21 protein-coding genes are annotated in these 21,558 nt (G+C 52.2%); 9 read left to right on the top strand and 12 right to left on the bottom strand.

What is annotated here, in order from left to right; translation table 11 throughout:
* Positions 1–109: 109 nt before the first annotated feature.
* The 3 genes from prc to IV04_RS08340 all read right to left on the bottom strand — a co-directional run bounded on the left by prc (position 110) and on the right by IV04_RS08340 (position 3,496).
* Positions 110–2,167 (bottom strand): carboxy terminal-processing peptidase, encoded by a 2,058-nt coding sequence (gene prc, locus IV04_RS08350; protein ID WP_037399870.1) that lies wholly within the window; start codon positions 2,165–2,167, stop codon positions 110–112.
* A 19-nt stretch (positions 2,168–2,186) separates the two neighbouring features.
* Positions 2,187–2,903 carry an RNA chaperone ProQ gene (gene proQ, locus IV04_RS08345; protein WP_037399872.1) on the bottom strand — a complete coding sequence of 239 codons (717 nt, stop codon included), beginning with the start codon at positions 2,901–2,903 and terminating at the stop codon, positions 2,187–2,189.
* 95 nt (positions 2,904–2,998) lie between these two features.
* Positions 2,999–3,496, bottom strand: coding sequence for a GAF domain-containing protein (locus IV04_RS08340; RefSeq protein ID WP_037399875.1), 498 nt, complete (start codon positions 3,494–3,496; stop codon positions 2,999–3,001).
* A gap of 350 nt (positions 3,497–3,846) precedes the next feature.
* On the opposite strand from IV04_RS08340, the gene rsmF reads away from it, so the two are divergent.
* Entirely contained in the window at positions 3,847–5,286 is a 1,440-nt protein-coding gene (gene rsmF, locus IV04_RS08335) for a 16S rRNA (cytosine(1407)-C(5))-methyltransferase RsmF (RefSeq protein WP_037399878.1), read from the top strand.
* A gap of 161 nt (positions 5,287–5,447) precedes the next feature.
* Complete coding sequence (locus IV04_RS08330) at positions 5,448–5,696, top strand: DUF1480 family protein (RefSeq protein ID WP_037399881.1); 249 nt, start codon at positions 5,448–5,450, stop codon at positions 5,694–5,696.
* A gap of 69 nt (positions 5,697–5,765) precedes the next feature.
* Here IV04_RS08330 and IV04_RS08325 read toward each other — a convergent pair whose 3' ends face one another.
* Positions 5,766–6,152 carry an ASCH domain-containing protein gene (locus tag IV04_RS08325; protein WP_037399885.1) on the bottom strand — a complete coding sequence of 129 codons (387 nt, stop codon included), beginning with the start codon at positions 6,150–6,152 and terminating at the stop codon, positions 5,766–5,768.
* Between the two features lie 207 nt (positions 6,153–6,359).
* On the opposite strand from IV04_RS08325, the gene yniD reads away from it, so the two are divergent.
* From yniD to pckA, 3 genes are all read left to right on the top strand, one after another.
* Entirely contained in the window at positions 6,360–6,467 is a 108-nt protein-coding gene (gene yniD, locus IV04_RS26735) for a small membrane protein YniD (RefSeq protein ID WP_231566274.1), read from the top strand.
* A gap of 119 nt (positions 6,468–6,586) precedes the next feature.
* Positions 6,587–6,796, top strand: a complete 210-nt coding sequence (locus IV04_RS08320) for a hypothetical protein (protein WP_037399888.1) — start codon at positions 6,587–6,589, stop codon at positions 6,794–6,796.
* Positions 6,797–7,327: 531 nt separating this feature from the next.
* Positions 7,328–8,944 (top strand): phosphoenolpyruvate carboxykinase (ATP), encoded by a 1,617-nt coding sequence (gene pckA, locus IV04_RS08315; protein ID WP_037399890.1) that lies wholly within the window; start codon positions 7,328–7,330, stop codon positions 8,942–8,944.
* 180 nt (positions 8,945–9,124) lie between these two features.
* Here the strand turns inward: pckA and IV04_RS08310 are convergent, their stop codons facing one another.
* Genes IV04_RS08310 through IV04_RS08300 form a run of 3 tightly spaced genes read right to left on the bottom strand, consistent with a single transcriptional unit; the run spans position 9,125 to position 12,114 of the window.
* Positions 9,125–10,126, bottom strand: a complete 1,002-nt coding sequence (locus IV04_RS08310) for a LacI family DNA-binding transcriptional regulator (protein ID WP_037399892.1) — start codon at positions 10,124–10,126, stop codon at positions 9,125–9,127.
* A gap of 57 nt (positions 10,127–10,183) precedes the next feature.
* Positions 10,184–10,744 (bottom strand): HutD family protein, encoded by a 561-nt coding sequence (locus IV04_RS08305; protein WP_037399895.1) that lies wholly within the window; start codon positions 10,742–10,744, stop codon positions 10,184–10,186.
* Positions 10,744–12,114, bottom strand: coding sequence for a formimidoylglutamate deiminase (locus IV04_RS08300; RefSeq protein WP_037399898.1), 1,371 nt, complete (start codon positions 12,112–12,114; stop codon positions 10,744–10,746). The genes IV04_RS08305 and IV04_RS08300 overlap by 1 nt, the downstream gene beginning before the upstream one ends.
* Before the next feature lie 256 nt (positions 12,115–12,370).
* On the opposite strand from IV04_RS08300, the gene hutC reads away from it, so the two are divergent.
* From hutC to IV04_RS26540, 4 genes are all read left to right on the top strand, one after another.
* Positions 12,371–13,126: a histidine utilization repressor gene (hutC, locus tag IV04_RS08295; RefSeq protein ID WP_037399901.1), complete on the top strand. Its 756-nt coding sequence runs from the start codon at positions 12,371–12,373 to the stop codon at positions 13,124–13,126.
* 139 nt (positions 13,127–13,265) lie between these two features.
* A complete protein-coding gene (gene hutI / locus IV04_RS08290) occupies positions 13,266–14,486 on the top strand; it encodes an imidazolonepropionase (RefSeq protein WP_037399904.1) in 1,221 nt (406 codons plus the stop codon).
* A complete protein-coding gene (hutG, locus tag IV04_RS08285) occupies positions 14,483–15,283 on the top strand; it encodes an N-formylglutamate deformylase (RefSeq protein WP_037399906.1) in 801 nt (266 codons plus the stop codon). Before hutI ends, hutG begins: the two co-directional genes overlap by 4 nt.
* Before the next feature lie 457 nt (positions 15,284–15,740).
* Positions 15,741–15,908: a hypothetical protein gene (locus IV04_RS26540; RefSeq protein ID WP_197062173.1), complete on the top strand. Its 168-nt coding sequence runs from the start codon at positions 15,741–15,743 to the stop codon at positions 15,906–15,908.
* 68 nt (positions 15,909–15,976) lie between these two features.
* Here the strand turns inward: IV04_RS26540 and IV04_RS08280 are convergent, their stop codons facing one another.
* From IV04_RS08280 to IV04_RS08260, 5 genes are all read right to left on the bottom strand, one after another.
* Entirely contained in the window at positions 15,977–16,852 is an 876-nt protein-coding gene (locus IV04_RS08280; RefSeq protein WP_037400113.1) for a nucleoside-specific channel-forming protein Tsx, read from the bottom strand.
* Positions 16,853–17,181: 329 nt separating this feature from the next.
* Positions 17,182–17,472, bottom strand: a complete 291-nt coding sequence (locus IV04_RS08275) for a hypothetical protein (protein ID WP_037399909.1) — start codon at positions 17,470–17,472, stop codon at positions 17,182–17,184.
* Between the two features lie 71 nt (positions 17,473–17,543).
* Complete coding sequence (gene yddG / locus IV04_RS08270) at positions 17,544–18,437, bottom strand: aromatic amino acid DMT transporter YddG (protein ID WP_037399912.1); 894 nt, start codon at positions 18,435–18,437, stop codon at positions 17,544–17,546.
* A gap of 90 nt (positions 18,438–18,527) precedes the next feature.
* Positions 18,528–19,898: an APC family permease gene (locus IV04_RS08265; protein WP_037399915.1), complete on the bottom strand. Its 1,371-nt coding sequence runs from the start codon at positions 19,896–19,898 to the stop codon at positions 18,528–18,530.
* A 128-nt stretch (positions 19,899–20,026) separates the two neighbouring features.
* Complete coding sequence (locus IV04_RS08260; protein WP_037399919.1) at positions 20,027–21,445, bottom strand: glutamine synthetase family protein; 1,419 nt, start codon at positions 21,443–21,445, stop codon at positions 20,027–20,029.
* Positions 21,446–21,558 lie beyond the last annotated feature (113 nt).

Genomic DNA, 21,558 nt, shown 5'->3' with positions numbered 1-21,558 from the left:
GGCTTAGTTAAGTAGCTCATCCTGACCTCACAAATAATCTCAATTTTGTATTGATATAAAAAAACGCACCTTCTGCAGGTGCGTTTTCAACTAAACATTCAGCAATCTCTTACTTGGCAGCAGTGGGTAGCTGTGGCTGCTGAGATGGCTGTTGTTTTTCGCTATTGGCAAGATCCAAGGCGATTCTAACCGTCTCATCCAGATACGGATCCGGATATTTGTAATCCTTTGGTAGGTCATCCAAGGATTTCAACGGTTTTTTACCCTCACGTTGCATGCGCTCATTAATCCGTTTTAAGCGCGTAGCATCATCGTCATGGTTCTCTTTCTCGCGCGTGGCCAGGTTGAGGGAAACGATGTTACGCTTGTCTTTCAACGCCTTGTAATGAGCAATGTCCTGCGCGATATATTGGAACTCAGGATCCTTGATAATGCGCTGTTCGTGATCTTTCAACAGTTGTGGTTCAAACGGCTTCAGATTCCCTGTCTTGGTATAGGTCGCTGCATTGACGCTATCCCACGGCATGGCGTTGTCTTCAAAGCTTTCACCGGTTTCTGCCGGGTCGATCCCGGTTGGCATCAGGATATCCGGTGTCACACCTTTACGTTGCGTACTGCCGCCATCAACACGGTAGAATTTCTGAATGGTGTACTGCAAGGACCCCAATGCAGGCCATTCAGGGCGCAGCATCTGATCGTAAATACGATTCAGTGAGCGATACTGCTGCACGGTACCTTTGCCGAAGGTAGGTTCACCCACAATTAAGGCTCGGCCATAATCCTGCATTGCAGCAGCGAAGATCTCAGAAGCAGACGCGCTAAAACGGTCAACCAGTACCACCAGTGGGCCTTTGTAATAAACCACCCCGTCGGTATCCGCATCTTCACGGATCTTGCCGTTATTATCACGCACCTGCACCACTGGGCCACTCGGAATAAACAGACCAGAGAGTGAAACAGCTTCCGTCAGCGCACCGCCACCGTTGCCACGCAGGTCAATGATCAGGCTATCAACGTTCTGTTTGGCCATTTTCTGCAGTTGGACTTTGACATCATCAGTCAGACCCACATAGAAGCCAGGGATGTCCATCACCGCGACTTTTTGGTTACCGACGGTTTTGATCGTCATTTTCACCGCACGGTCTTCCAAACGGATACGCTCACGGGTCAGCGTTACCACTCGGGTTTTGGTGCCCTTGCCGGCTGGCAGGATTTCCAAGCGTACCTTGCTGCCTTTCGGCCCCTTAATCAGGGAAACCACATCGTCCAGACGCCAGCCGATCACATCCACCATCGGTTTGCCCGCCTGGCCAACGCCGACAATCCGGTCGCCAACGGTGAGCACCTTACTCTTCGCTGCCGGGCCACCCGGCACCATGGAGTTGATCAGGGTGTAGTCATCGTCCATTTGCAACACCGCGCCGATCCCTTCCAGGGAGAGGCTCATTTCAGTATTGAACTGTTCAGTATTACGCGGCGACAGATAGTTGGTATGCGGATCAATCTCGTGAGCAAAGGCCGTCATAATCAGGCTGAAAACATCTTCACTGTTGCTTTGCGTCAGGCGCTTGATTGCGAACTGGTAACGCTTGGTCAGCGTGTCACGGATTTCTTTCTCCGTTTTGCCGGTTAACTTCAGGTTGAGTTGGTCATATTTGACCTTCGCATCCCACAGGCGATCCAACTCCGCTTTGTCTTTTGGCCACGGCGCTTTGCCACGATCGGTATCGATAGTGTCATTGCCGGTAAAGCTCATCGGTTTTTCCAGCAGCGACAACGCGTACTGATAGCGCTCCAACCGGCGTTTCTGTGCCAGATTAAACAACGCATAAGGGGTATCCAGCTTGCCAGACTTAAGTTCTTCACCCAGCGTGTTGCGTTTGTCGGCAAACTGCGCAACATCGGATGCCAACAACACATTGTGGCTATAGTCCAGCATATTCAGGTAGCGATCGAAGATCTTGCCTGAAAAATCTGCATCGAGGGCAAACTGGCGATAATGAGAGCGAGTGAAGCGCGAAGTAACGCGCTCACTCACGGTAGCATGTTGCGGTTCCTGCTCGAGCTGTGGCAGTTGATCGATGCGGACGTTGGCTGTATCCGCTCCGTAACTGACACCCGCCCACATCAGAGCAACGGCTGCTGCTAATCTGACAAATTTGTTCATGCCTTGGTTGGCCTCCGTATCAGAACTGCAAGTGTTCTGCGCGCACAATCATCGCCAGACCGGAAGAGAGTTGCACACGTACGCCATCTTTAGCGATTTCAAGTACGGTTGCATCCATCGCACTCTTCCCTGCTCTGACTTTGATTTCTTGGCCAATTTGCAGTTTAGAGATATCCGTGACAGGCACATGACGCGGCTGGCTTTCCTCTGTTACTGCGACTGCACGAGGTTCACGAGCGGGCTGTGGGCGAGTTTGTGGGCGCGGCTTGCGGTTCTCTGACGCGGCACCGCCTTCACGACGCACCGCAGGCTTTTTGCCAGCAGGGCGCGGACGACGAGGTTCAGCGGTGGCAGATTCACCCGCAGCTTCACGTTTTTTGGCGTTTTGCTCAGCACGCTGAGCCTGAACGCGTGCTTTGGCTTCTTCAAGCTGCTGACGGGCATGATCGACATGCTGCTGTTCCAGCTCGCCGCACGGGTTGCCATCAAGATCAACGCGCTGTGCGCCAACTTTGACACCGTACAGATAACGCCAGCTTGAAGTATACAGGCGCAAGGCTGAACGCAGCTGAGTTTTGCTGAGGTTTTCTTCCTCTTGCAAGCGTTCTACCAAATCCTGAAAAATACCGATTTTCAGCGGGCGAGCTTCGCCTTCGGCGCTAAAGCAGAGCGGAAAACGCTCGGCAAGAAAAGCAATGACTTCTTTAACTGTGTTCAACTTGTGTTGATTTTCCATGAAATTTCCTGATTACAACGGGTTGCCAACAAGCCGCAGGCATGAACAGGCGTCATTATAATGACGCCATCGCTAAATGCCACGTTAACCGTAGATCAACTTGTCGCTACAGTGACGTATTTCGCACAATCGCACTGTGCCAACTGCGCACAAAGCCCAGCCACCACGGCTTTCAGGCCAATTTCGTCCTGTTCATCGAAGCGTTGATAAACCGTGCTGTCAATATCCAGAACGCCTAAAATTTGACCATCGACTTCCAACGGCAGTACGATTTCAGCATTGCTGGCTGCATCACAGGCGATATGCCCCGGAAACGCATGGACGTCACCGACACGTTGCACCCGCTTTTCTGCTACCGCAGTACCACAGACGCCTTTACCCACCGGAATGCGTACACAGGCAACGTTGCCCTGGAACGGGCCGAGTACCAATTGATTGCCGTCCATCAGGTAAAATCCTACCCAATTCACGTCAGCCAGGCGCTCATTGAGCAAAGCGCTGGCGTTGGACAAGGCGGCAATCAAATGGGTTTCCCCCTCCAGCAGCGCCCCCAGATCACGTTTTAATTCCGCGTAGAATTGTTTTTTAGTCATTATTAACCGTTCACACTTTCAGAAAGCTTAAGCTTAGCCCGTATAAAATAAGCATTAAATGCCGATAGCCACAAGATTAATCATCGATTACCCCCTAAAACCTTGCTCAACAAGACGGGTTAACCACGCAGAAAGCGTTTGAAATGGCTCTTCTTATCCAGCTTATGTAGCCTGAAAAAATCTCGCCAATATACCCTGTTCTCTACGGTTACTTTAAAGGTTCATAAGTCAAAGAATCTAAAACTGATCACTTCCTGGCGCTTTAAGATATTAAGGCCTGTATATATTCTCAAAGCAACATTTTATGCTAAACTAACCCCTTCGATTTTTTTCCGCCCTGAGAGTCCCCCGTGGCTAAAACTGCCTCTGTTTATTTGCCTTCTGCTTTTCTCGACGCCACCCGCGCCATCATGCCAGACCACTTATCCATGGATGATTTTATCGCCGCCTGCCAGCGCCCATTACGCCGCAGCCTGCGAGTGAATACCTTGAAAATCAGCGTAGCTGATTTTCTGACGTTGGTGCAGGGCTACGACTGGCGACTGGAACCCATCCCCTGGTGCTCTGAAGGTTTCTGGATCGATCGTGATGATGAAGCGTTGCGGCTCGGCAGTGCTGCAGAGCATCTCAGCGGGCTATTTTATATTCAGGAAGCCAGCTCCATGCTGCCGGTGAGCGCGTTATTTGCCAACCGGGAAACGCCGCACAGAGTTTTGGATGTAGCCGCAGCTCCAGGTTCAAAAACCACACAGATCGCCGCATTACTGGGAAACCGGGGCGGCATCGTTGCCAATGAATACTCTGCCAGCCGGGTGAAAGTGCTGCATGCCAATCTCAGTCGCTGTGGCGTCAAAGATGTGGCACTGACGCATTTTGATGGCCGGATCTTCGGTGCAGCGTTACCGGAAAGTTTTGATGCCATTCTGCTGGACGCCCCTTGTTCTGGTGAAGGTGTCGTACGCAAAGACCCGGATGCCATGAGTAACTGGTCGCCAGAGAGCGTAACCAACATTGCCACCACCCAGCGAGAGTTGCTCGACAGCGCGTTTCACGCACTGGCCCCTGGAGGAGTGCTGGTTTACTCCACTTGCACCCTGAATGCTCAAGAGAATCAGCAAACCATCAATCACTTGCTGGCTACTTATGGTGATGCGGTCAGTATTGAACCCTTAGGGGAGCTCTTCCCAGGCGCAGAAAAAGCCTTAACCGCCGAAGGTTTCCTGCACGTCTTCCCACAGATTTACGATAGCGAGGGGTTCTTTGTCGCACGTTTGCGCAAGAATCACACCATTCCGGCCTTGCCAAAACCCAGCTATCAAGTCGGCAAATTCCCATTCACCCCGCTTTCGGCCAAAGATGCGGCACTGGTTACTCAAGCTGCCAACGCTTCCGGGTTGAAATGGGATGACACCAGCAAATTGTGGGCGCGTGATAAAGAGATTTGGCTGTTTCCGGCAGAGCTGGAGGCGTTGATTGGCAAGGTGCGTTTTTCACGCATCGGTCTCAAACTGGCAGAACGTTTCCCAAAAGGGTTTCGCTGGCAACATGAAGCCGTCATTGCTTTAACTGCCCGCGATAACAGCCCGCACACTTTTGAGCTGAATGCCGAACTGGCACAGGAGTGGTTTCATGGCCGCGATCTTTATCCGCCACAGTTACCGCAATGCGATGAATGTATTGTCACCTACCAACAGCAACCACTGGGCATTGCCAAACGCATCGGCAGCCGGATTAAAAATAATTTGCCGCGGGAATTAGTTCGCGATGGCGTGCTGGATTTCCACCAGTAAGCAAGAACAGGCGGATTCGCTGTGGCGTGAACATCTCGCTCTAGCCCAGCAACACGCCTGCTTGCATTATTTCTGTGACATTTTTTGCTCAGCTAGTTATGCTCATACGGGTGACCCTAACTGGTCGCACCTCCTACCACATGCATAAGCAAGGAGTTCCAATGGGCAAAACCGTTGTAAAAATAGGCAGTTTTGAGGTTGATGACGCGCATTTGACATCCACGTCTGAGAGCGCTGAAGGGAAAACCACTCTCACCATTCCTTGCAAATCAGATCCCGATCTGTGTATGCAGTTGGATGGCTGGGATGAACATACCAGCATCCCCGCCATGCTTGATGGCAAACAATCGCTGCTGTACAAACAACATTATGATCGGCAGGCAGATGCTTGGGTTATGCGGTTGGAATAAGGTCACAAACTTGGAAAACGCGCAGTGTTTCCATTGGGCACCGTGCGTTTTCTTTAATAACGAGGCCGTTTAAAATGTTTCGATCACCTTAAAATGCATCAGCACCAGCATCATATCCGGTGAAAACAGTTCGTACTCTTCAAAAAAACGTTTATGTTCTTTGCGCCAGTAAGCCAGTGAACCATCGCCCTCGCCTTCAGCCTGAGCATGCGCCTCGTCCACCTGCTCATAAGTACTCAAATTGACGCCAGTCAGCTCGATCGCACAAACGGGCTCATTCTTACCATCCACTACGACAAAAACATCGCCGGGTTGTGGAATACCTTCGCCATCCAGATTGGAACAAGTCGCCGTTTTTACCCCATCCAGCACTCGTTTTGCCAACTCATCCGCCTGCTGCTCAGTATCACCGAACGCCCAACGCTCTATATCTTCATATTTTGCCGCAAATGCCATAAGGTTACCTTTATTGATTGAGTCACTGATGCACACAGAATAGTACACTTGCACCTGCCGTATTGCACCGGGCAAGCAGGATTCAGCCTGACATTGCCCACTTTTTAGCTGATTTTAGAGTAAATTCCTGTGTGTGGCACGCCGCAACAGGCATACTGTGGTGCATGATATCTCAGCATCTACATCCAGTGGGATAAGGAGACGCCATTGCCAACCAAACGCATGCGAACCAAACATTGGAAAATGTTTGTGGTACTGATATTGATCTGTCTGGCGTTGCTATTACTGCGTTGGGCGGCCATTGCCTTTAGCTAATCAGCTTTCCTTCGTTCTGCTTCAATGGCCTACCGTTTTATCGCTCGCAGGGGTGACGGGTAGCGAGTCAGGCTGACAACTGCTACATTGAACAAAACATCACCCAACCGAGGTTAACCATGAAGCTCTCGGAACAGGAGATAAAACCCGTCTGGGATGAAGTTGCCCGTTTGATTGGCGATGCGGTGATGCAACTGCGCCATCGCGGTGAGGTTCTATCAGTAGAATCACTGACCCAACATCTGACACAGCAATTAGCCGCCTGCCACGACATTGAACACCGGATTTTGCTCGGTGCAGCGATCAATATGTTGAAAAACAGCAAGTGAATCGCCAACCAGATGGCTGGCGATTCTAAGAAAGCCCGAGGTATGCAAGCTCGGCCTCTCTCAGGGAGATGATTGCACACCCGGTTTACTGGCATTAATAGGAATTGTCGGGAATATGCATTTTATTGTTTACCTGCTTTATTATTCCGGTGCTGAAGAAAGAATGTTTGCAGGTAATAACTCCTGGGGCTTCGTTCGGTTGCCGCCTACAAGCAACTCGAATTATTTTTGGTATATATTGAAATGACGTTTTAATAAATAATTAAAATTAAATCAATTGGTTAAAAACAACCCAGTCGTAATGATAATTCAATCTTCGTTGCTTATTCTATATTGCAGTTAATTCACTGGCGACAAAGCCCGGTTATTAAAATCGTCAGGCATTGATACAATGTTATGTTATAGTAAGTGCTTGGTTAATAAATAGAGCCGGAACGGTAAAAGCTGAATCCGGTCAGCAGGAACCGAGTTCCGTTGTTGTACACGACACAGTACAAAACGGGCAGAACATAGCCAAATAAGGAAGTAGATATGCCTTCAACTGTTACCCCACAAACTCTTACTCGTTACGGTATTCATCACGCTAATGAGATCGTTTACAACCCAAGTTATGAACAACTGTTCGCCGAAGAAACCCGCACCGATTTACCCGCCTTGGAACGCGGTACGCTCACCAAGCTAGGAGCGGTCAACGTCGATACTGGTGAGTTCACTGGCCGCTCGCCAAAAGACAAATACATCGTGCGTGACGACACCACACGCGATACCGTCTGGTGGTCCGACAGCGGTACCGGTAAAAACGATAATCAACCGCTCTCGCCAGAGGTTTGGCAGCATCTGAAAACGCTGGTTGGCAATCAGCTCTCCAACAAGCGTCTGTTTGTCGTGGACGCTTTTTGCGGTGCCAACGCTGACACCCGCTTGAAAGTCCGGTTTATTACCGAAGTGGCTTGGCAGGCGCATTTCGTCAAGAATATGTTTATCCGCCCTACGGAGCAGGAACTGCAGGGTTTTGAACCTGATTTCGTGGTCATGAACGGTGCTAAATGCACGAATCCTGACTGGCAGCAGCAGGGGATGCATTCAGAGAACTTTGTTGCCTTCAACCTGACCGAACGTATGCAACTGATCGGCGGTACCTGGTACGGCGGCGAAATGAAGAAAGGCTTGTTCTCGATTATGAACTACCTGCTGCCACTGAAAGGCATCGCTTCTATGCACTGTTCCGCTAACGTGGGTGAGAAAAGCGATGTGGCGATTTTCTTCGGCCTGTCTGGCACTGGCAAGACGACCCTTTCCACCGATCCGAAGCGCCAGTTGATTGGCGACGATGAGCACGGTTGGGATGACGATGGGGTGTTCAACTTTGAAGGGGGTTGCTACGCCAAAACCATCAAGCTTTCTGCCCAGGCTGAGCCAGAAATTTATCAGGCGATCCGCCGTGATGCCCTACTGGAAAACGTTCAGGTGCTGGCCGATGGCAGTATCGATTTTGACGATGCGAGCAAAACCGAAAATACGCGCGTTTCCTACCCGATCTACCATATTGAAAACATCGTCAAGCCGGTTTCCAAAGCCGGGCATGCCAAGAAAATCATCTTCCTGACGGCAGATGCCTTTGGTGTCTTGCCGCCGGTTTCACGCCTGACACCGGAACAAACCCAATACCATTTCCTCTCTGGGTTCACCGCCAAACTGGCCGGTACCGAACGCGGGATCACCACGCCGACCCCAACCTTCTCTGCCTGCTTTGGCGCAGCGTTTTTGGCATTGCACCCAACGCAGTACGCTTCGGTGCTGGTGAAACGTATGGAAGCGGCTGGCGCCCAAGCCTATCTGGTGAATACCGGTTGGAACGGCAGTGGTAAGCGTATTTCGATTAAAGATACTCGCGGTATTATTGATGCCATCCTGAGCGGTGAGATCGAACAGGCTGAAACCTTCACGTTGCCGATCTTCGATCTGGCCGTGCCGTTGTCATTACCTGGAGTAGATCCGTCAATCCTCGATCCGCGCAAAACTTATGCCAACGAATCGCTATGGCATGAGAAAGCACAGGATTTGGCACAACGCTTTATCGATAACTTCAGCAAATATACTGTGACTGAAGCAGGTAAAAAACTGGTTAGCGCTGGGCCACAACTGTAGGTTCTCCCTCTGGGATGATTAATATCAAGGTTCAGTTCAGGCTGAACCTTTTTTATTGCCCTAACTAATCCCAAACATCTCCCTTATTATCTGCGGTTGTCATGCGTAACGTTTATCCGTGGGACAATTCACAACCCATAAGTGTTTGTCCATCAATGAACCAGCCATAACTATCGTTCTTTACATCGAAGCACGTAACAACAACGGGCAGTTAACCCGCACCGTTTCTTGGTGCGTAAGCTGATTAATCAGGTGCAGTGCTGCCTGCCGCCCTAACTCATAATGCGGCAACTGCACGGTGGTTAACGGTGGTTGAAACAGCTCACCAATTCCCACCATATTGTCATAACCCAATACCGCGACCTGCTCAGGAATTTTAAAGCCCTGGGCCAGCAAGATTTGATAGACCAGAAAGGCCACGCGATCGTTACCACACACCACGACATCACAGTCCTGCACACCTGGAGAGAAATGCCGGGCAAGAATAGTGACAGTGTCACGATAATTTCCATCATTGCCGCTAAGATCCAGATGATATTGGCGCAATTGGGCCACATCCCCACCGGCCTCACGCCAGGCACGTTCTAATCCGCGCTGCCGCAAACCCGCGGCCAACGCGCTTTCTGGCAGTTGAATACACAAAGGCGCACGATAGCCACGGGCAATCAGCGCTTGCATAGCGTCATACTGGCCTTGTTCATCGTCAGGGATATAGCTGGCAACCGCATTTTCTGGGCTGATGCAGTTAGCCAGCACCAGTTGCTGGTCCAGCAACTTAGCCGGAATGGCGACCTGACGCAGCCCCATGGTGGTAAAAATCACACCGTCTGGTCGGTGTGCCAACAGCAGGTCGACCGTCTGCTCGGCGTTATCGTCAGCAAACAGGTTGACCACAAAACTGTTCCACCCTTGCTCACGGGCAGTTTTTTCAATCGAGAGGATGATATCAACCGAGAATGGTGTCGTGGCCGTATCCAGCGCCAGCACGCCGAGGGTCCTCACCCGGCTGCTGTCGCCACGAATACGCCGTGCAGCGAGATCCGGCACGTAATCCAATTGATCAATAGCCTGCTTTACACGCTGGTAGGTTTCTGACCGCAATTTGCCAGGTTCGTTGATGGCACGGGACACTGTCATCAACGACACGCCAGCGAGTTTAGCTACATCTTTCAGCGAAGCCATGCGCCCTTCTTTGTTCGGGATAGAAAGCCTGATAATCCCATAACTTAGCCACAGACTCTAGCGAACAGTGATATCGGCCCACAACGCAATCGCCCCTGGTTGTGGCGCAAAACGCAACGCCTTCTGTTGCGGTTGCCACCAACAGCCTTGTCGACACTCTAGTCGGCTGCCGTCCTCCAGTTGCCACTCACCCTGTAACACGTAGAGCACACCAGCCCGTGATGCAGGGGCGGATACTTCCGAGGTAACGCGCTGAACATCGGCTTTACAGCGCCCACGCCGAGTCATGATGTTGAAATCCTGGCTGCTGCCACCGAGCAAAAACGCTTCCAGCGCCACATCACCGGAAAAGGCAAACGGCTCGCCCACATGCTGCAAGCGATGATCGATCAAACCCGCGCTGTACAGATGTACACCATCGCCTTCCAGCAGCGTGATTGAGCGATCGATGCCGTTAAAGGCCGAGAACGGGCCATCTTGTGCGATAGTGGCGATGCTGGCGCGCCAGTCAAAATCGGCGTTACCGAGCGGTTGGCTGGTGATTTCACGGGTTTCACCCCCGCCATTGCGCCATGGGCTGACCGGCAGGCTGGCAAAATCGAAACGGTTCAGGTTCATCAGGCCTCCTGCTGGAGGGTTTTCAGCACTTGCAGGAACTCGGCGCTACTCTGCTGTTGCAATGCGTGCTGCCGCTGTTCAATCACCTGACGCCCGGCCACAAACACATCGCGGATCTGCTCTTTGCCACCGGCAAACAGCCAGCGGTTGAGGATCGAAGCGTCCGGTGCTGCAGCCAGATACGGATCGTCGCCATCCAGCACCAGCCAGTCGGCACGGTAGCCCACCGCCAGTTGACCGATCGCCGTACCGCACGCCTGCGCACCGCCCTGTAACGCTTGCTGATAGAGCACATCGGCCACTGCAGGCTGTTCCGGCGTGGTCAGACGGTTACGGCGCTGATCGCGTAACCGCTGCCCATATTCAAACCAGCGCAACTCTTCCACCACGTTCAAAGAAACATGGCTGTCAGAACCAATGCCCCAACGTCCTTGATGATGCAAATAACTGTCGCCGGGGAAGATCCCGTCCCCCAAGTTGGCCTCGGTGGTTAAACACAGCCCGGCCACGGCTTTACTGCGCGCCAACTGCTCTAACTCTTCGCGATCCAGATGCGTGGCGTGCACCAGGCACCAGCGGCTTTCCACCGGTAAATGCTCGTACAACCAAGCCACCGGTCGTAGACCGCTCCATGCCAGGCAGTCATTGACCTCTTTCTGTTGTTCCGCAATATGGATATGCACCGGTAAGGCCGAATCTGAGGCGGCTAAGACCTGTTGCATCTGGCCGAGTTCGACCGCGCGCAACGAATGGAAACACAGCCCATGATTCTGCAGTGGTTGCCCTGCCAGTTGGCGGGCGATGACCTGCTGCTGTGCCAGATAGCTTTCCACGTTCTGAATAAAACGCTTTTGCCCCGCTTGCGCTGGCAGAGCACCAAAACCGGCATAACTGTAAAGCACCGGCAGCAGCGTCATCCCTATTCCCGCCTGCTGCGCCGCATTGCTGAGCCTGCCAGTCATTTCACCACGATCGGCATAGGGTTTACCGTCTGGCGCATGGTGTAAATAATGAAACTCTGCCACCTGGGTATAGCCGCCTTTGAGCATTTCGATATACAGTTGACGGGCAATAACTTCTACCTGCTCCGGGGTTAAACGTTGCACCAAACGATACATCAGATCGCGCCAGGTCCAGAAGCTGTCTTGCGGATTGCCAGCCACCTCGGCCAAACCGGCCATTGCGCGCTGGAAGGCATGAGAATGCAGGTTTGGCATGCCTGGCACTACATCGCCGTGCAAACGTAAACAGTCGGCGGATTCAGCATTCGAGGTGACCTGGGTCAGTAGGCCATGTGGATCAACATCGAGCCGCACGTTGTGAGCCCAACCAGACGGGAGCAGTGCGCGAGAAGCAAAATAAGCAGGCATAGCAGTATTCCAATGTAGGTGTAACAGCTAATAACGCGCGGCAGGCGCATGTACCCGTCATACTTCAAGTTGCTTGGGTGTTGGCTTCGTTCCGTTGCCGCCGACAAGCAATTCGAATTATTTTGGGTATAGGTAAAAAATTTGTGAACCAATTTCACTCATCGAGTGAATGGGCCCTACTTGTATATACATATACATATGCCGACATCAACAGTAAACTGATGTTATTATTTTTTTATTTGACGAGGTTAACGTCATGGTAGATCAACAAACCGTGCTGCAACTGTCAGCAGCAATGAGCGATGCCCCCGCCCCGATCTATCAACGGGTCAAACAGGCAATCGTAAGCCAAATTCGCGCAGGCCACTGGCAACCGCACCAGCGCGTACCCTCTGAAAGTGAACTGGTGGCCGAACTTGGCGTCAGCCGCATGACCATCAACCGCGCCCTGCGCGAGCTAACCGGTGAAGGTTTTCTGATCCGCATGCAGGGCGTTGGCACTTTCGTCGCCGAGGCCAAGGCACACACCGCACTGCTCGAAGTGCATAATATTGCCGATGAAATTGCCGCACGTGGCCACCGCCACAGCAGCAAAATTCTGGAACTGAAAGCCCGCCCGGCCAGTGATGAAGAAGCCAAGGCGCTGGATATTCAACCGGGGCAACCGATGTTCTACTCACAGATCGTTCACTACGAAAACGACGTGCCGGTACAGGTAGAAGATCGCTGCGTGAATCCACTGGCAGCACCGGATTATATGAAACAGGATTTCGATCAGGTCACGCCTTATATTTATCTGATGCAAGCGGCGCCGTTGACTGCCGGTGAGCACATCGTGGAAGCCGTCATACCCACGCGGCACGAACGTGAATTACTGCAGTTGGAAGAGCATGAACCGGGCTTGTTGATTCATCGCCGCACCTGGTCAGGCAAAACGGTGGTCACTTCTGCCCGCTTGCTGTACCCAGGCAGCCGCTACCAGCTGTTTGGTCGCTTCACTAATCAGGTCTGAACTCGGTGGGGCTAATTCGCCCCGCTGCGCGCTTTATCACATTCCCATAACAAATATTCCTCCCCTCTCTTGTCGCAGCCTGACGAATGCGTTAGCTTGGCTTTAATTGTATATACAACCATGTGGGAGCAGGAACACCATGACGTCTGAAATCCACTGTGACAGCCTGTGGCACGGTGCCGATATTGTCACTATGCGTGACGGCAAATATCACATCATCAGCAATGGCGCGATTGCCGTGCGCGATGGCAAGATTGCCTGGATCGGCGAAGAAGCCAACATGCCAGTGCTGGCGGCAGCCAAAACGGTGCGTTTCAGCGGCGGGATCCTGACGCCTGGCCTGATCGACTGTCACACTCACCTGGTTTTTGGCGGCAACCGCAGCGGTGAATTCGAACAGCGTTTAAACGGCGTAAGCTATGCGGAGATCGCTGCACAAGGTGGGGGCATTATCTCCACGGTCAAAGCCACGCGTGATGCAGAAGAAGCCCTGTTATTTGAACAGGCCCAGTCCCGCCTGCAGCCCCTGCTGGCCGAGGGTGTTACCTGCGTCGAGATCAAGTCCGGTTATGGTCTGACGCCGCAAAGCGAACTGAAAATGCTGCGCGTGGCGCGTCAATTGGGTCATCAGTTGCCCGTTGAAGTCAAAACTACCTGTCTGGCGGCGCACGCGCTGCCACCGGAATATGCCGGGCGGGCCGACGATTATATCGATCTGGTCTGTCATACCATCATCCCAGAAGCGGCAGCGGCGGGTTTAGCGGACGCGGTGGATGCTTTCTGCGAGCATCTGGCGTTTTCTCCGGCACAGGTTGAGCGGGTATTTAACGCTGCAACGCAGGCCGGGTTACCGGTCAAATTGCATGCCGAACAGCTTTCTGCCCTCGGCGGCAGTACGCTGGCAGCACGCCATCACGCCCTTTCTGCCGATCATCTTGAATATGCAACCGCAGAAGACGCAGCCGCCATGGCCGCCTCTGGCACCGTGGCCGTCCTGCTGCCGGGTGCGTACTACATGTTACGCGAAACCCAGTGCCCACCGGTCGAGTTGTTCCGCGAACACGGCGTAGCGATGGCGATCGCCAGCGATGCCAACCCGGGTACTTCCCCAGCCCTGTCGCTGCGCCTGATGATCAACATGGCCTGCACGCTGTTCCGCCTGACGCCAGAAGAAGCGTTGGCGGGCGTGACGTTGCACGCCGCCAAAGCACTGGGGTTGCAGGCCAGCCATGGCTCGCTGGAGGTTGGCAAGGTGGCTGACTTTGTTCACTGGCCGCTGGCACGCCCGGCAGAACTGGCTTACTGGTTGGGTGGTCAGTTGCCCTGCACGGTGATTTTCCGAGGAGAAGTTCGTCAATGATTAGCGATCCCTTTGAGTTCCAGAGCGGTAATCTGCCGCTGTTGATCAGCATTCCCCACGCCGGTACGCGGCTGACCCCGGCAGTTGAGCACGGTTTGAGTGAGGATGCGCGGCCATTGCCAGACACCGACTGGCATATTCCACTGCTGTATGATTTTGCCCGCCAGATGGGTGCCAGCATGTTGGTCGGTAACTATTCGCGCTTTGTGATCGATCTTAACCGCCCAGCAGACGATAAGCCGCTTTATACCACCGCCACCACCGGTCTGTATCCTGACGTACTGTTCGATGGTCGCCCAAGTTTTCTACCCGCTCAGGCCCCAAGCGATGAAGAACGTGCAGGCTATTTACAGAACGTCTGGCACCCCTATCACCAACAGTTGCAGAACGAGCTGGCTCGGCTGAAAGCCCTGCACGGTTATGCGCTGCTGTTTGATGCCCACTCTATCGCTTCGGTGATACCACGGTTGTTTGATGGCAAACTGCCGGATCTCAATCTAGGCACCAACAGCGGGGCCAGTTGTGCCAGCGCGATAAGCGATCGGTTGGTGGCCTGTTGTGAACAGCAACAGCAATTCACTCATGTGCTCAACGGGCGTTTTAAGGGCGGGTATATCACCCGTGCTTATGGTCAACCACAGCAAAAACAGCATGCGGTACAACTGGAACTGGCACAGGTGAATTATATGTCGGAACAGTACCCATTTGCGTTTGATGCAGCACGGGCAGCACCGTTACAGCACCTGCTGCAACAGATGCTCGAAACTATGCTGGCCTGGAGTGAGCAACAGGCTTGATGCTGGCCTGATTTTTTGCTTCGGTGCAACTGATGCACCGAAGCTCCCTCCCTTAAACTTGTCACTACCGGGACAATACCGCACGTTACATTCACCATGATTATATTTAACTGAAATGACGAAAATTTATTCACAAATGAAACTACTCACAAAAACCGAACTAAAAAAGCATATTTCTCTTGCGACAAAATAGGCCATCCAGTACTTTGTGAGAGTCACAAAAAGAGAGATTGTGCTCTTTTTCGTTGCACCTCAAAAATATCATTTATGTCATCAGAAATTGATGATACGCATTATTTCCCGCCTTTATGTGCGGGATTTCTTTATGTAAATTACCGTTATTTTTCATACTCTTTCTTGAGCTTTTGCTCACAATAAACTAAATTTCAGTACTCACAAACCTTAACCTCCCGCGGTGGCCAGGCTGGCAACGGGTGGGTGTTCAGGAGTTACAGCCATGCAAATGACCCTAATGGAATACATCACGCAATACTTCAATGGCGATCTCTATCGCTATGCACGATATGAAGGTGTAAGCCGTGAGCAAATTCTGAAATGGATAAATAACGAATGTTATGTCATCAAAGGGAAACTAGTCATACCGGTTAAGCATTTTCCCGGTTGATTAGTGATTGTAACGGAGAGCAAAAAACCCGCCTGGCGGGTTTTTTGTCATTTGAATACTGCGGAAAATCAGAAGTTATAACCTACAACCGCGTAGTAACCCCAGCCAGTGGACTTGATCGGCCCCTGTGGTGTACCGATATCAACCCCATCCTGCCATTGACCACCATTATGGAAGTAACGGGCAACGAACGAGTAGTGCCAATGATCGTAGTTCAGCGCCAGAACATGGCTGGAAGCTATCGAGTTGCTGGTACGCGCCTGACGGCCATTGACGGTGAAATCATTCTTACCCAGATCGGAACCAAAATCGAAGTTAGTGAAACCAATATAAGTCAGGTTACCACCCCACATCTGGGTCAATGGCACAAAGTATTTCACTTTGAAACGGTAGCCATCCCAACTGTCTTCGTTAGCTGCACCGTAGTTTTGCCACTGATACTTGGCATAGATGTTCATCGACAGGCTCATCGGCAAACCCGTATCGATGTCGGTTCCCAACCCCATGTACCAGGTGCTCTGGCGCGATGCGTTGTTGCGGCCCATGTCATAGATATAGTTGTTGGCGAAATACCACTCTTTAAACGGCCCAAAGCTCAGATTGGCACCGGTCAGTTTGTCGATCGAGAAACGCGGTTCGATCTCCATAAACAGCGGTGAACCGTTATCCCAGATACCCCGGTTTGGCGTATTACCGGTGCCAAAGAATTTCGGTACATCCACGTAGCCATAAAAATCCAGCCAATCTTTCTTGGTGAAGGCTTCGTACTCCAGATACACGTCATTGTTCAGTTGCGGCCCGAAACGGGTATGGTAGCTACCCACTACGTTGACACTCTGGTGCCACCAATCTGAAACGAACTGGCTATCGTTGCTATCCGCCATTGATGATGTGCTGTAAGACGCGGTGAGAAGCACACCTGCTGCGAGAGCTATTTTTTTCATTTTATTACCACATGCTGAAAGGGCCATTTGTGCCCCGTTAGAAAGATGACGATGAGTCTGGTGTAACGAACGGTTAATTCGACGCGCGCATTATAAAAACCTGCGGGCGCAATAATCTGTGATCCAGTGAGCTATTTCGCGCTAGATTAATCGATTGCGTTATCAATTTTGAAATTATTTTTCACTGAAAATCACAATGAGTGTGACAAAAATCACGGTTGATGTTTTTTGGAGCAGATTGTGTGCGATTTACGCACAGCTAACAACGTTAGTCTGATAGTCAAAAAAGCCGACTATTATGTCGGCTGAGATTGATGACAGAGTGGTCTTTAACCCGAGATGCTCGGGCCTAGGGCCCCTGGGAGCGCCTTGGCAATATTCTCCTGTCGAAATACCACTTCATCCCCCCGGGCAATTTCCCAGCGGGCGACCGGAATATCGGTTTTAGGTGCAGCAACCACGACGGAACCATAAATCAGCTTATCGTCACGGCGCAGAATGACCACATCAAGCTGGTATTCGTTCGACAAGTTAGCGGTGGTCAAGCGCACAATATCGCCAGTTGCGAAACTCGCGCCATCAAGCACAGGTTGCTGAATAAACTGAATATCATTTCTCATTTTGCACGTTCCTTCAGGCAGAACTCTTAATTTGAGATTAGCTGATATTCGTCACTTCGCTAATGGCAAGATCAGGCCGCGCGCGTTGCCCGCCAACAGATCAACGAACCCGTGGTGACCATGGCGACCCCTTGCCAAAAATTGATGGTTAACGAGGTATTGAGAACCACCGCAGCAAATACCGCAGACAGCACCGGAGTAAAATAAGAAACCGTCGCCAGCAGGGTCATATTGCCGTGCAGGATGCCAACATTCCAGGCCGCATAACCGGCCCCCATGGCGATCCCGGCCGACAGCAGCGCGATGGTCACCGGCAGGCTGAAATGCATGCCGTTTTCATGGCTGAACGGATATTGCAACCACAAAGCCAGCGCGGTCAGCGTAATAAACAGCACCACCGCATTTTTGCCTTGCGCGATTTTTTTGGTGACGTTGCAATAAACTGCCCAGATTACCGCACCACTAAACGCCAGCACATAACTGAGAGGGTTACTGCGCACATTGGCCAGCATTTGCGCTGGAGACCAGCCCCCATCGCCACTCATGATCCAACCAATGCCGAACAGCGACAGCAACAGCCCAGGGATCACCCACCATTTGGCCTTTTGGCCGTTAAACAAGATCGCCATCAGCACGGTAAAACAGGGCCACAGATAGTTGATCATCCCGACTTCAATCGCCTGCAGGCGGTTACTGGCAAAACCCAACGACAGTGAAAGGCAGATTTCGTAAGCCACGAACAGCACACTGCCCGCGATCAAATAAGAACGGGGGAAATCGCGCAGCTTCGGGAGCCCCATCACCAGCAGCAAAAACAGCGTGCTCACGCTATAGATCATCGCCGCGCCGCCTACCGGCCCCAGGCCTTCGCTGACGCTGCGGATCAGGCCGACAACGCTGCTCCACAGTACAATAGCCAACAGGCCAAACAGAGTTGCTTTATGGGATACGGACAACGCTGGCATCAAAATGAGATCCAATCATCGGTTTTTCAAGGCGTTCACTCTACTGGCCTGCACGGTAAAAATAAAGGCGGGAGAGCCCGCCTTGAAAGATTACTGCTGCGCCTGCCGCTCAAATTGCGGTGGCGGCTGGCGGAAACGACGGGTGAGATACGCCAGATAGGCAAACCCCAGTGCGGCCCAAATCAGCCCCATGGTAAGGGAGCTTTTCTCCAGATTCAGCCACAGCACGCTCACCGTCAACGCCCCAACCAGCGGCAGGAACAGAAAGTGAAAACGATCCTTCCAGGTTTTGTTGCGCCCTTGGCGAATAAAGAAATGACTGATCACCGAAATATTGACGAAGGTAAAGGCCACCAGCGCACCAAAGTTGATCAAGGCGGTCGCAGTAACCAGATCAAAAGATATTGCCGACAGCGCCACCAGCCCAACCATCAGCACGTTAAGCGCAGGTGTGCGCCATTTAGGGTGCACATAGCCGAAGAACCTTTCCGGGAACACATTATCGCGCCCCATAACATACAACAACCGAGAAACGCTGGCATGCGAAGCCAAACCAGAAGCCAACGTATTAATAAAGGTGGTGCACAGAAAAATAGCCTGGAACAGCTTCCCGCCCACGTACAACGCAATTTCTGGCAGTGCGGCATCCGGCTCTTTAAAACGCACAATGCTGGGGAAAAACAGTTGTATAAAGAAGGATACACTGATGAAAATCACCCCACCGTACAACGCGGTGAGAAAGATCGCCTTGGGGATCACTTTGGCAGCATCCGGTGTTTCTTCACTCAGTGTGGTAACGGCGTCAAAACCCAAAAAGGAGAAGCAAAGAATGGTCGCCCCGGTAATAATCGGCAACAGGTGAGCATTTTCGCTGACGAACGGTTGCAGGCTCCATACGGTTCCCACCCCTTCCCCCTTACCCAGGCCATGGATAACCAGGAAAATAAACACCACGATAATCGCTATCTGGGCCAGGACAAACAGAGTGTTAAAGTTGGCAACCACGTTAACGCTTTTCAGGTTGATTGCCGTCATGATAACCACAAAACCCACCACCCAGACCCAGGGGGGAACCTCGGGGAACAGCGCGGTGAGGTAAATCTTCGCCAACAGGGTGTTGATCATCGGCAGGAACAGGTAATCCAGCAACGACGACCAGCCAACCAGAAACCCTACGTGCGGATTAATCGCCTTCTGCGCGTAAGTATAAGCCGATCCCGAGGTCGGAAACTGACGCACCAGCTTGCCGTAACTGATAGCGGTAAACAGCACCCCCGCCAGCGCCAACAGATAAGAGGCCGGAACGTGGCCATCCGTTACGCCAGAAACAATGCCGAAGGTGTCAAACACCGTCATCGGCGTCAGGTATGCCAGGCCCATCATTACCACTTGCCACAGTTTTAATGTTTTACGCAGTTGCGGTTTGCCCGCGCCATTACAATCGATGGCACTTATCGTCATGGGTTATTCCTCACTGGCGACCTGTACGCCAAGTTGGAAGACAGGAATCACCACTGCACACAGCTTCGACGAACCACAGGCAGCCCGCTGGAATACGCTGTGCACAGGGTGGGTGCATGCTGAACGCTTCAGGCGTTTTTCAGCATCCACTCGATTTCGGTTTCGGTGATCAGCCGTTCAAACTGCACCAGCTCATCAGTTTTGCAGGCCAGATAGACGTGGCTGAATCTTTCCCCCAGCAGCGCTTTCAGCGCCAACTGGTGTTCAAACTCATACAAAGCATCACTCTGGCGAATCGGGAATGGCAAACCCTCTTGCTCTAATCCATTACCGGTAACGGGTTCAGGCAACGGCAAGCGAGTTTCCAGGCCGTACACCATTCCGGCGAGTATCGCGGCCATCACCAGATAAGGGTTAGCATCCGCCCCGGCCACACGGTACTCCACCCGGTGATTATCGCGATCGCCACAGGGAATGCGCAGTGCAACGGTGCGGTTATTGTGCCCCCACGAAGCCTGCGTCGGCACGTACATACCGGGCTGGAAGCGGCGATAGGCATTCACGTTGGGAGCCAGCAGCGCCATAGAGGCCGGCATCAGGGCGATCATACCTGCCAGTACTTGCTTAAGCAGCGCAGAATCTTCGCCGTCTTCGTCGGCCAGCACGTTGTTACCTTGATTATCCAACATGCTGATATGCACATGCATGCCGCTGCCCGCGTGCTCTTCGTAGGGCTTCGCCATAAAGGTCGCCTGGATGTTGTGCTTCTCTGCCACCATCCGCACCAGGCGTTTCAGCGCCAGGCCATGATCGCAAGCCAACAACACGTCGTTAGTGTGATGCAGGTTAATCTCGAACTGGCCGGGTGAAGCTTCTGCCACCGCACCGTCCGCCGGGATCCCTTGCAGGCGAGCCAGTTCATCAATTTCACTCAGCACGTCGGCAAAGTGATTAAGGTTATCGACCGAATACACCTGGCTTTGGGTATTGCGCTCCTGAGTTCCAGGCGCACAAGGGGGTTGCAGGTAACCTTCAGCATCGCGCTGACGATCGATGAGATAGAACTCCAACTCTACCGCTACTACGGGGGATAACCCGCGCTGACGCAAACGCTGCCACACCTGGTTCAGCACATTACGCGGTTCAACGTCAAAGGGAGTACCATCTTCATCCAGCATGGTGAGCAAGACCTGCCCGATATATTCTGGATCGGCTGCCGACGGCATCAGGGTTCCGGCGACCGGTACGCAGATATGATCCGGTTCACCCAACTCTTGCCCTAACCCGGCCTCTTCAACCACGTTGCCGAGAATGTCCATAGCGAACACCGAGGCTGGGAAGTAACAGCCTTTCTCCAGCTTGCTTAACCCACCCACCGGGATACGTTTGCCACGGAAACTGCCGTTGAGATCGGTCAGTAAAACGTCGATATGCTGGGTTAACGGATAACGTTCCAGATACTTCTTCACTTCGCGCTGGAACGCGCTACTTCGCCTTTCTTCATTGTGCTGCACAAAGTTTTCCACTTCTACGATGTTGGTTTGCATGATTCACCCGTCATATGTGTTTGGTCTGTGGTTCTCACACCTATTGCTTTCGATGTTTATTGACCATCTTGCTCAATATAATGCCCACCAATGAAACATAGTTGCAACAAATT

The sequence above is a fragment of the Serratia sp. Ag1 genome (assembly GCF_000743355.1).
In the GTDB taxonomy this organism is placed as follows: domain Bacteria; phylum Pseudomonadota; class Gammaproteobacteria; order Enterobacterales; family Enterobacteriaceae; genus Chania.
The sequence above is the reverse complement of the archived record's forward strand: the minus strand, read 5'-3'. Positions and strand labels throughout refer to the sequence as shown.

What these genes read in the sequence shown, in the direction of transcription:
- IV04_RS08305 (WP_037399895.1), bottom strand. Translation starts at nt 10,744, where the DNA reads ATGAACCTGAACCGTTTCGATTTTGCCAGCCTGCCGGTCAGCCCATGG.
- IV04_RS26540 (WP_197062173.1), top strand. Translation starts at nt 15,741, where the DNA reads ATGCAAATGACCCTAATGGAATACATCACGCAATACTTCAATGGCGAT.
- proQ (WP_037399872.1), bottom strand. Translation starts at nt 2,903, where the DNA reads ATGGAAAATCAACACAAGTTGAACACAGTTAAAGAAGTCATTGCTTTT.
- prc (WP_037399870.1), bottom strand. Translation starts at nt 2,167, where the DNA reads ATGAACAAATTTGTCAGATTAGCAGCAGCCGTTGCTCTGATGTGGGCG.
- hutG (WP_037399906.1), top strand. Translation starts at nt 14,483, where the DNA reads ATGATTAGCGATCCCTTTGAGTTCCAGAGCGGTAATCTGCCGCTGTTG.
- IV04_RS08300 (WP_037399898.1), bottom strand. Translation starts at nt 12,114, where the DNA reads ATGCCTGCTTATTTTGCTTCTCGCGCACTGCTCCCGTCTGGTTGGGCT.
- IV04_RS08275 (WP_037399909.1), bottom strand. Translation starts at nt 17,472, where the DNA reads ATGAGAAATGATATTCAGTTTATTCAGCAACCTGTGCTTGATGGCGCG.
- IV04_RS08265 (WP_037399915.1), bottom strand. Translation starts at nt 19,898, where the DNA reads ATGACGATAAGTGCCATCGATTGTAATGGCGCGGGCAAACCGCAACTG.
- hutI (WP_037399904.1), top strand. Translation starts at nt 13,266, where the DNA reads ATGACGTCTGAAATCCACTGTGACAGCCTGTGGCACGGTGCCGATATT.
- pckA (WP_037399890.1), top strand. Translation starts at nt 7,328, where the DNA reads ATGCCTTCAACTGTTACCCCACAAACTCTTACTCGTTACGGTATTCAT.
- IV04_RS08330 (WP_037399881.1), top strand. Translation starts at nt 5,448, where the DNA reads ATGGGCAAAACCGTTGTAAAAATAGGCAGTTTTGAGGTTGATGACGCG.
- IV04_RS08280 (WP_037400113.1), bottom strand. Translation starts at nt 16,852, where the DNA reads ATGAAAAAAATAGCTCTCGCAGCAGGTGTGCTTCTCACCGCGTCTTAC.
- hutC (WP_037399901.1), top strand. Translation starts at nt 12,371, where the DNA reads ATGGTAGATCAACAAACCGTGCTGCAACTGTCAGCAGCAATGAGCGAT.
- IV04_RS08320 (WP_037399888.1), top strand. Translation starts at nt 6,587, where the DNA reads ATGAAGCTCTCGGAACAGGAGATAAAACCCGTCTGGGATGAAGTTGCC.
- IV04_RS08325 (WP_037399885.1), bottom strand. Translation starts at nt 6,152, where the DNA reads ATGGCATTTGCGGCAAAATATGAAGATATAGAGCGTTGGGCGTTCGGT.
- IV04_RS08260 (WP_037399919.1), bottom strand. Translation starts at nt 21,445, where the DNA reads ATGCAAACCAACATCGTAGAAGTGGAAAACTTTGTGCAGCACAATGAA.
- IV04_RS08340 (WP_037399875.1), bottom strand. Translation starts at nt 3,496, where the DNA reads ATGACTAAAAAACAATTCTACGCGGAATTAAAACGTGATCTGGGGGCG.
- IV04_RS08310 (WP_037399892.1), bottom strand. Translation starts at nt 10,126, where the DNA reads ATGGCTTCGCTGAAAGATGTAGCTAAACTCGCTGGCGTGTCGTTGATG.
- yddG (WP_037399912.1), bottom strand. Translation starts at nt 18,437, where the DNA reads ATGCCAGCGTTGTCCGTATCCCATAAAGCAACTCTGTTTGGCCTGTTG.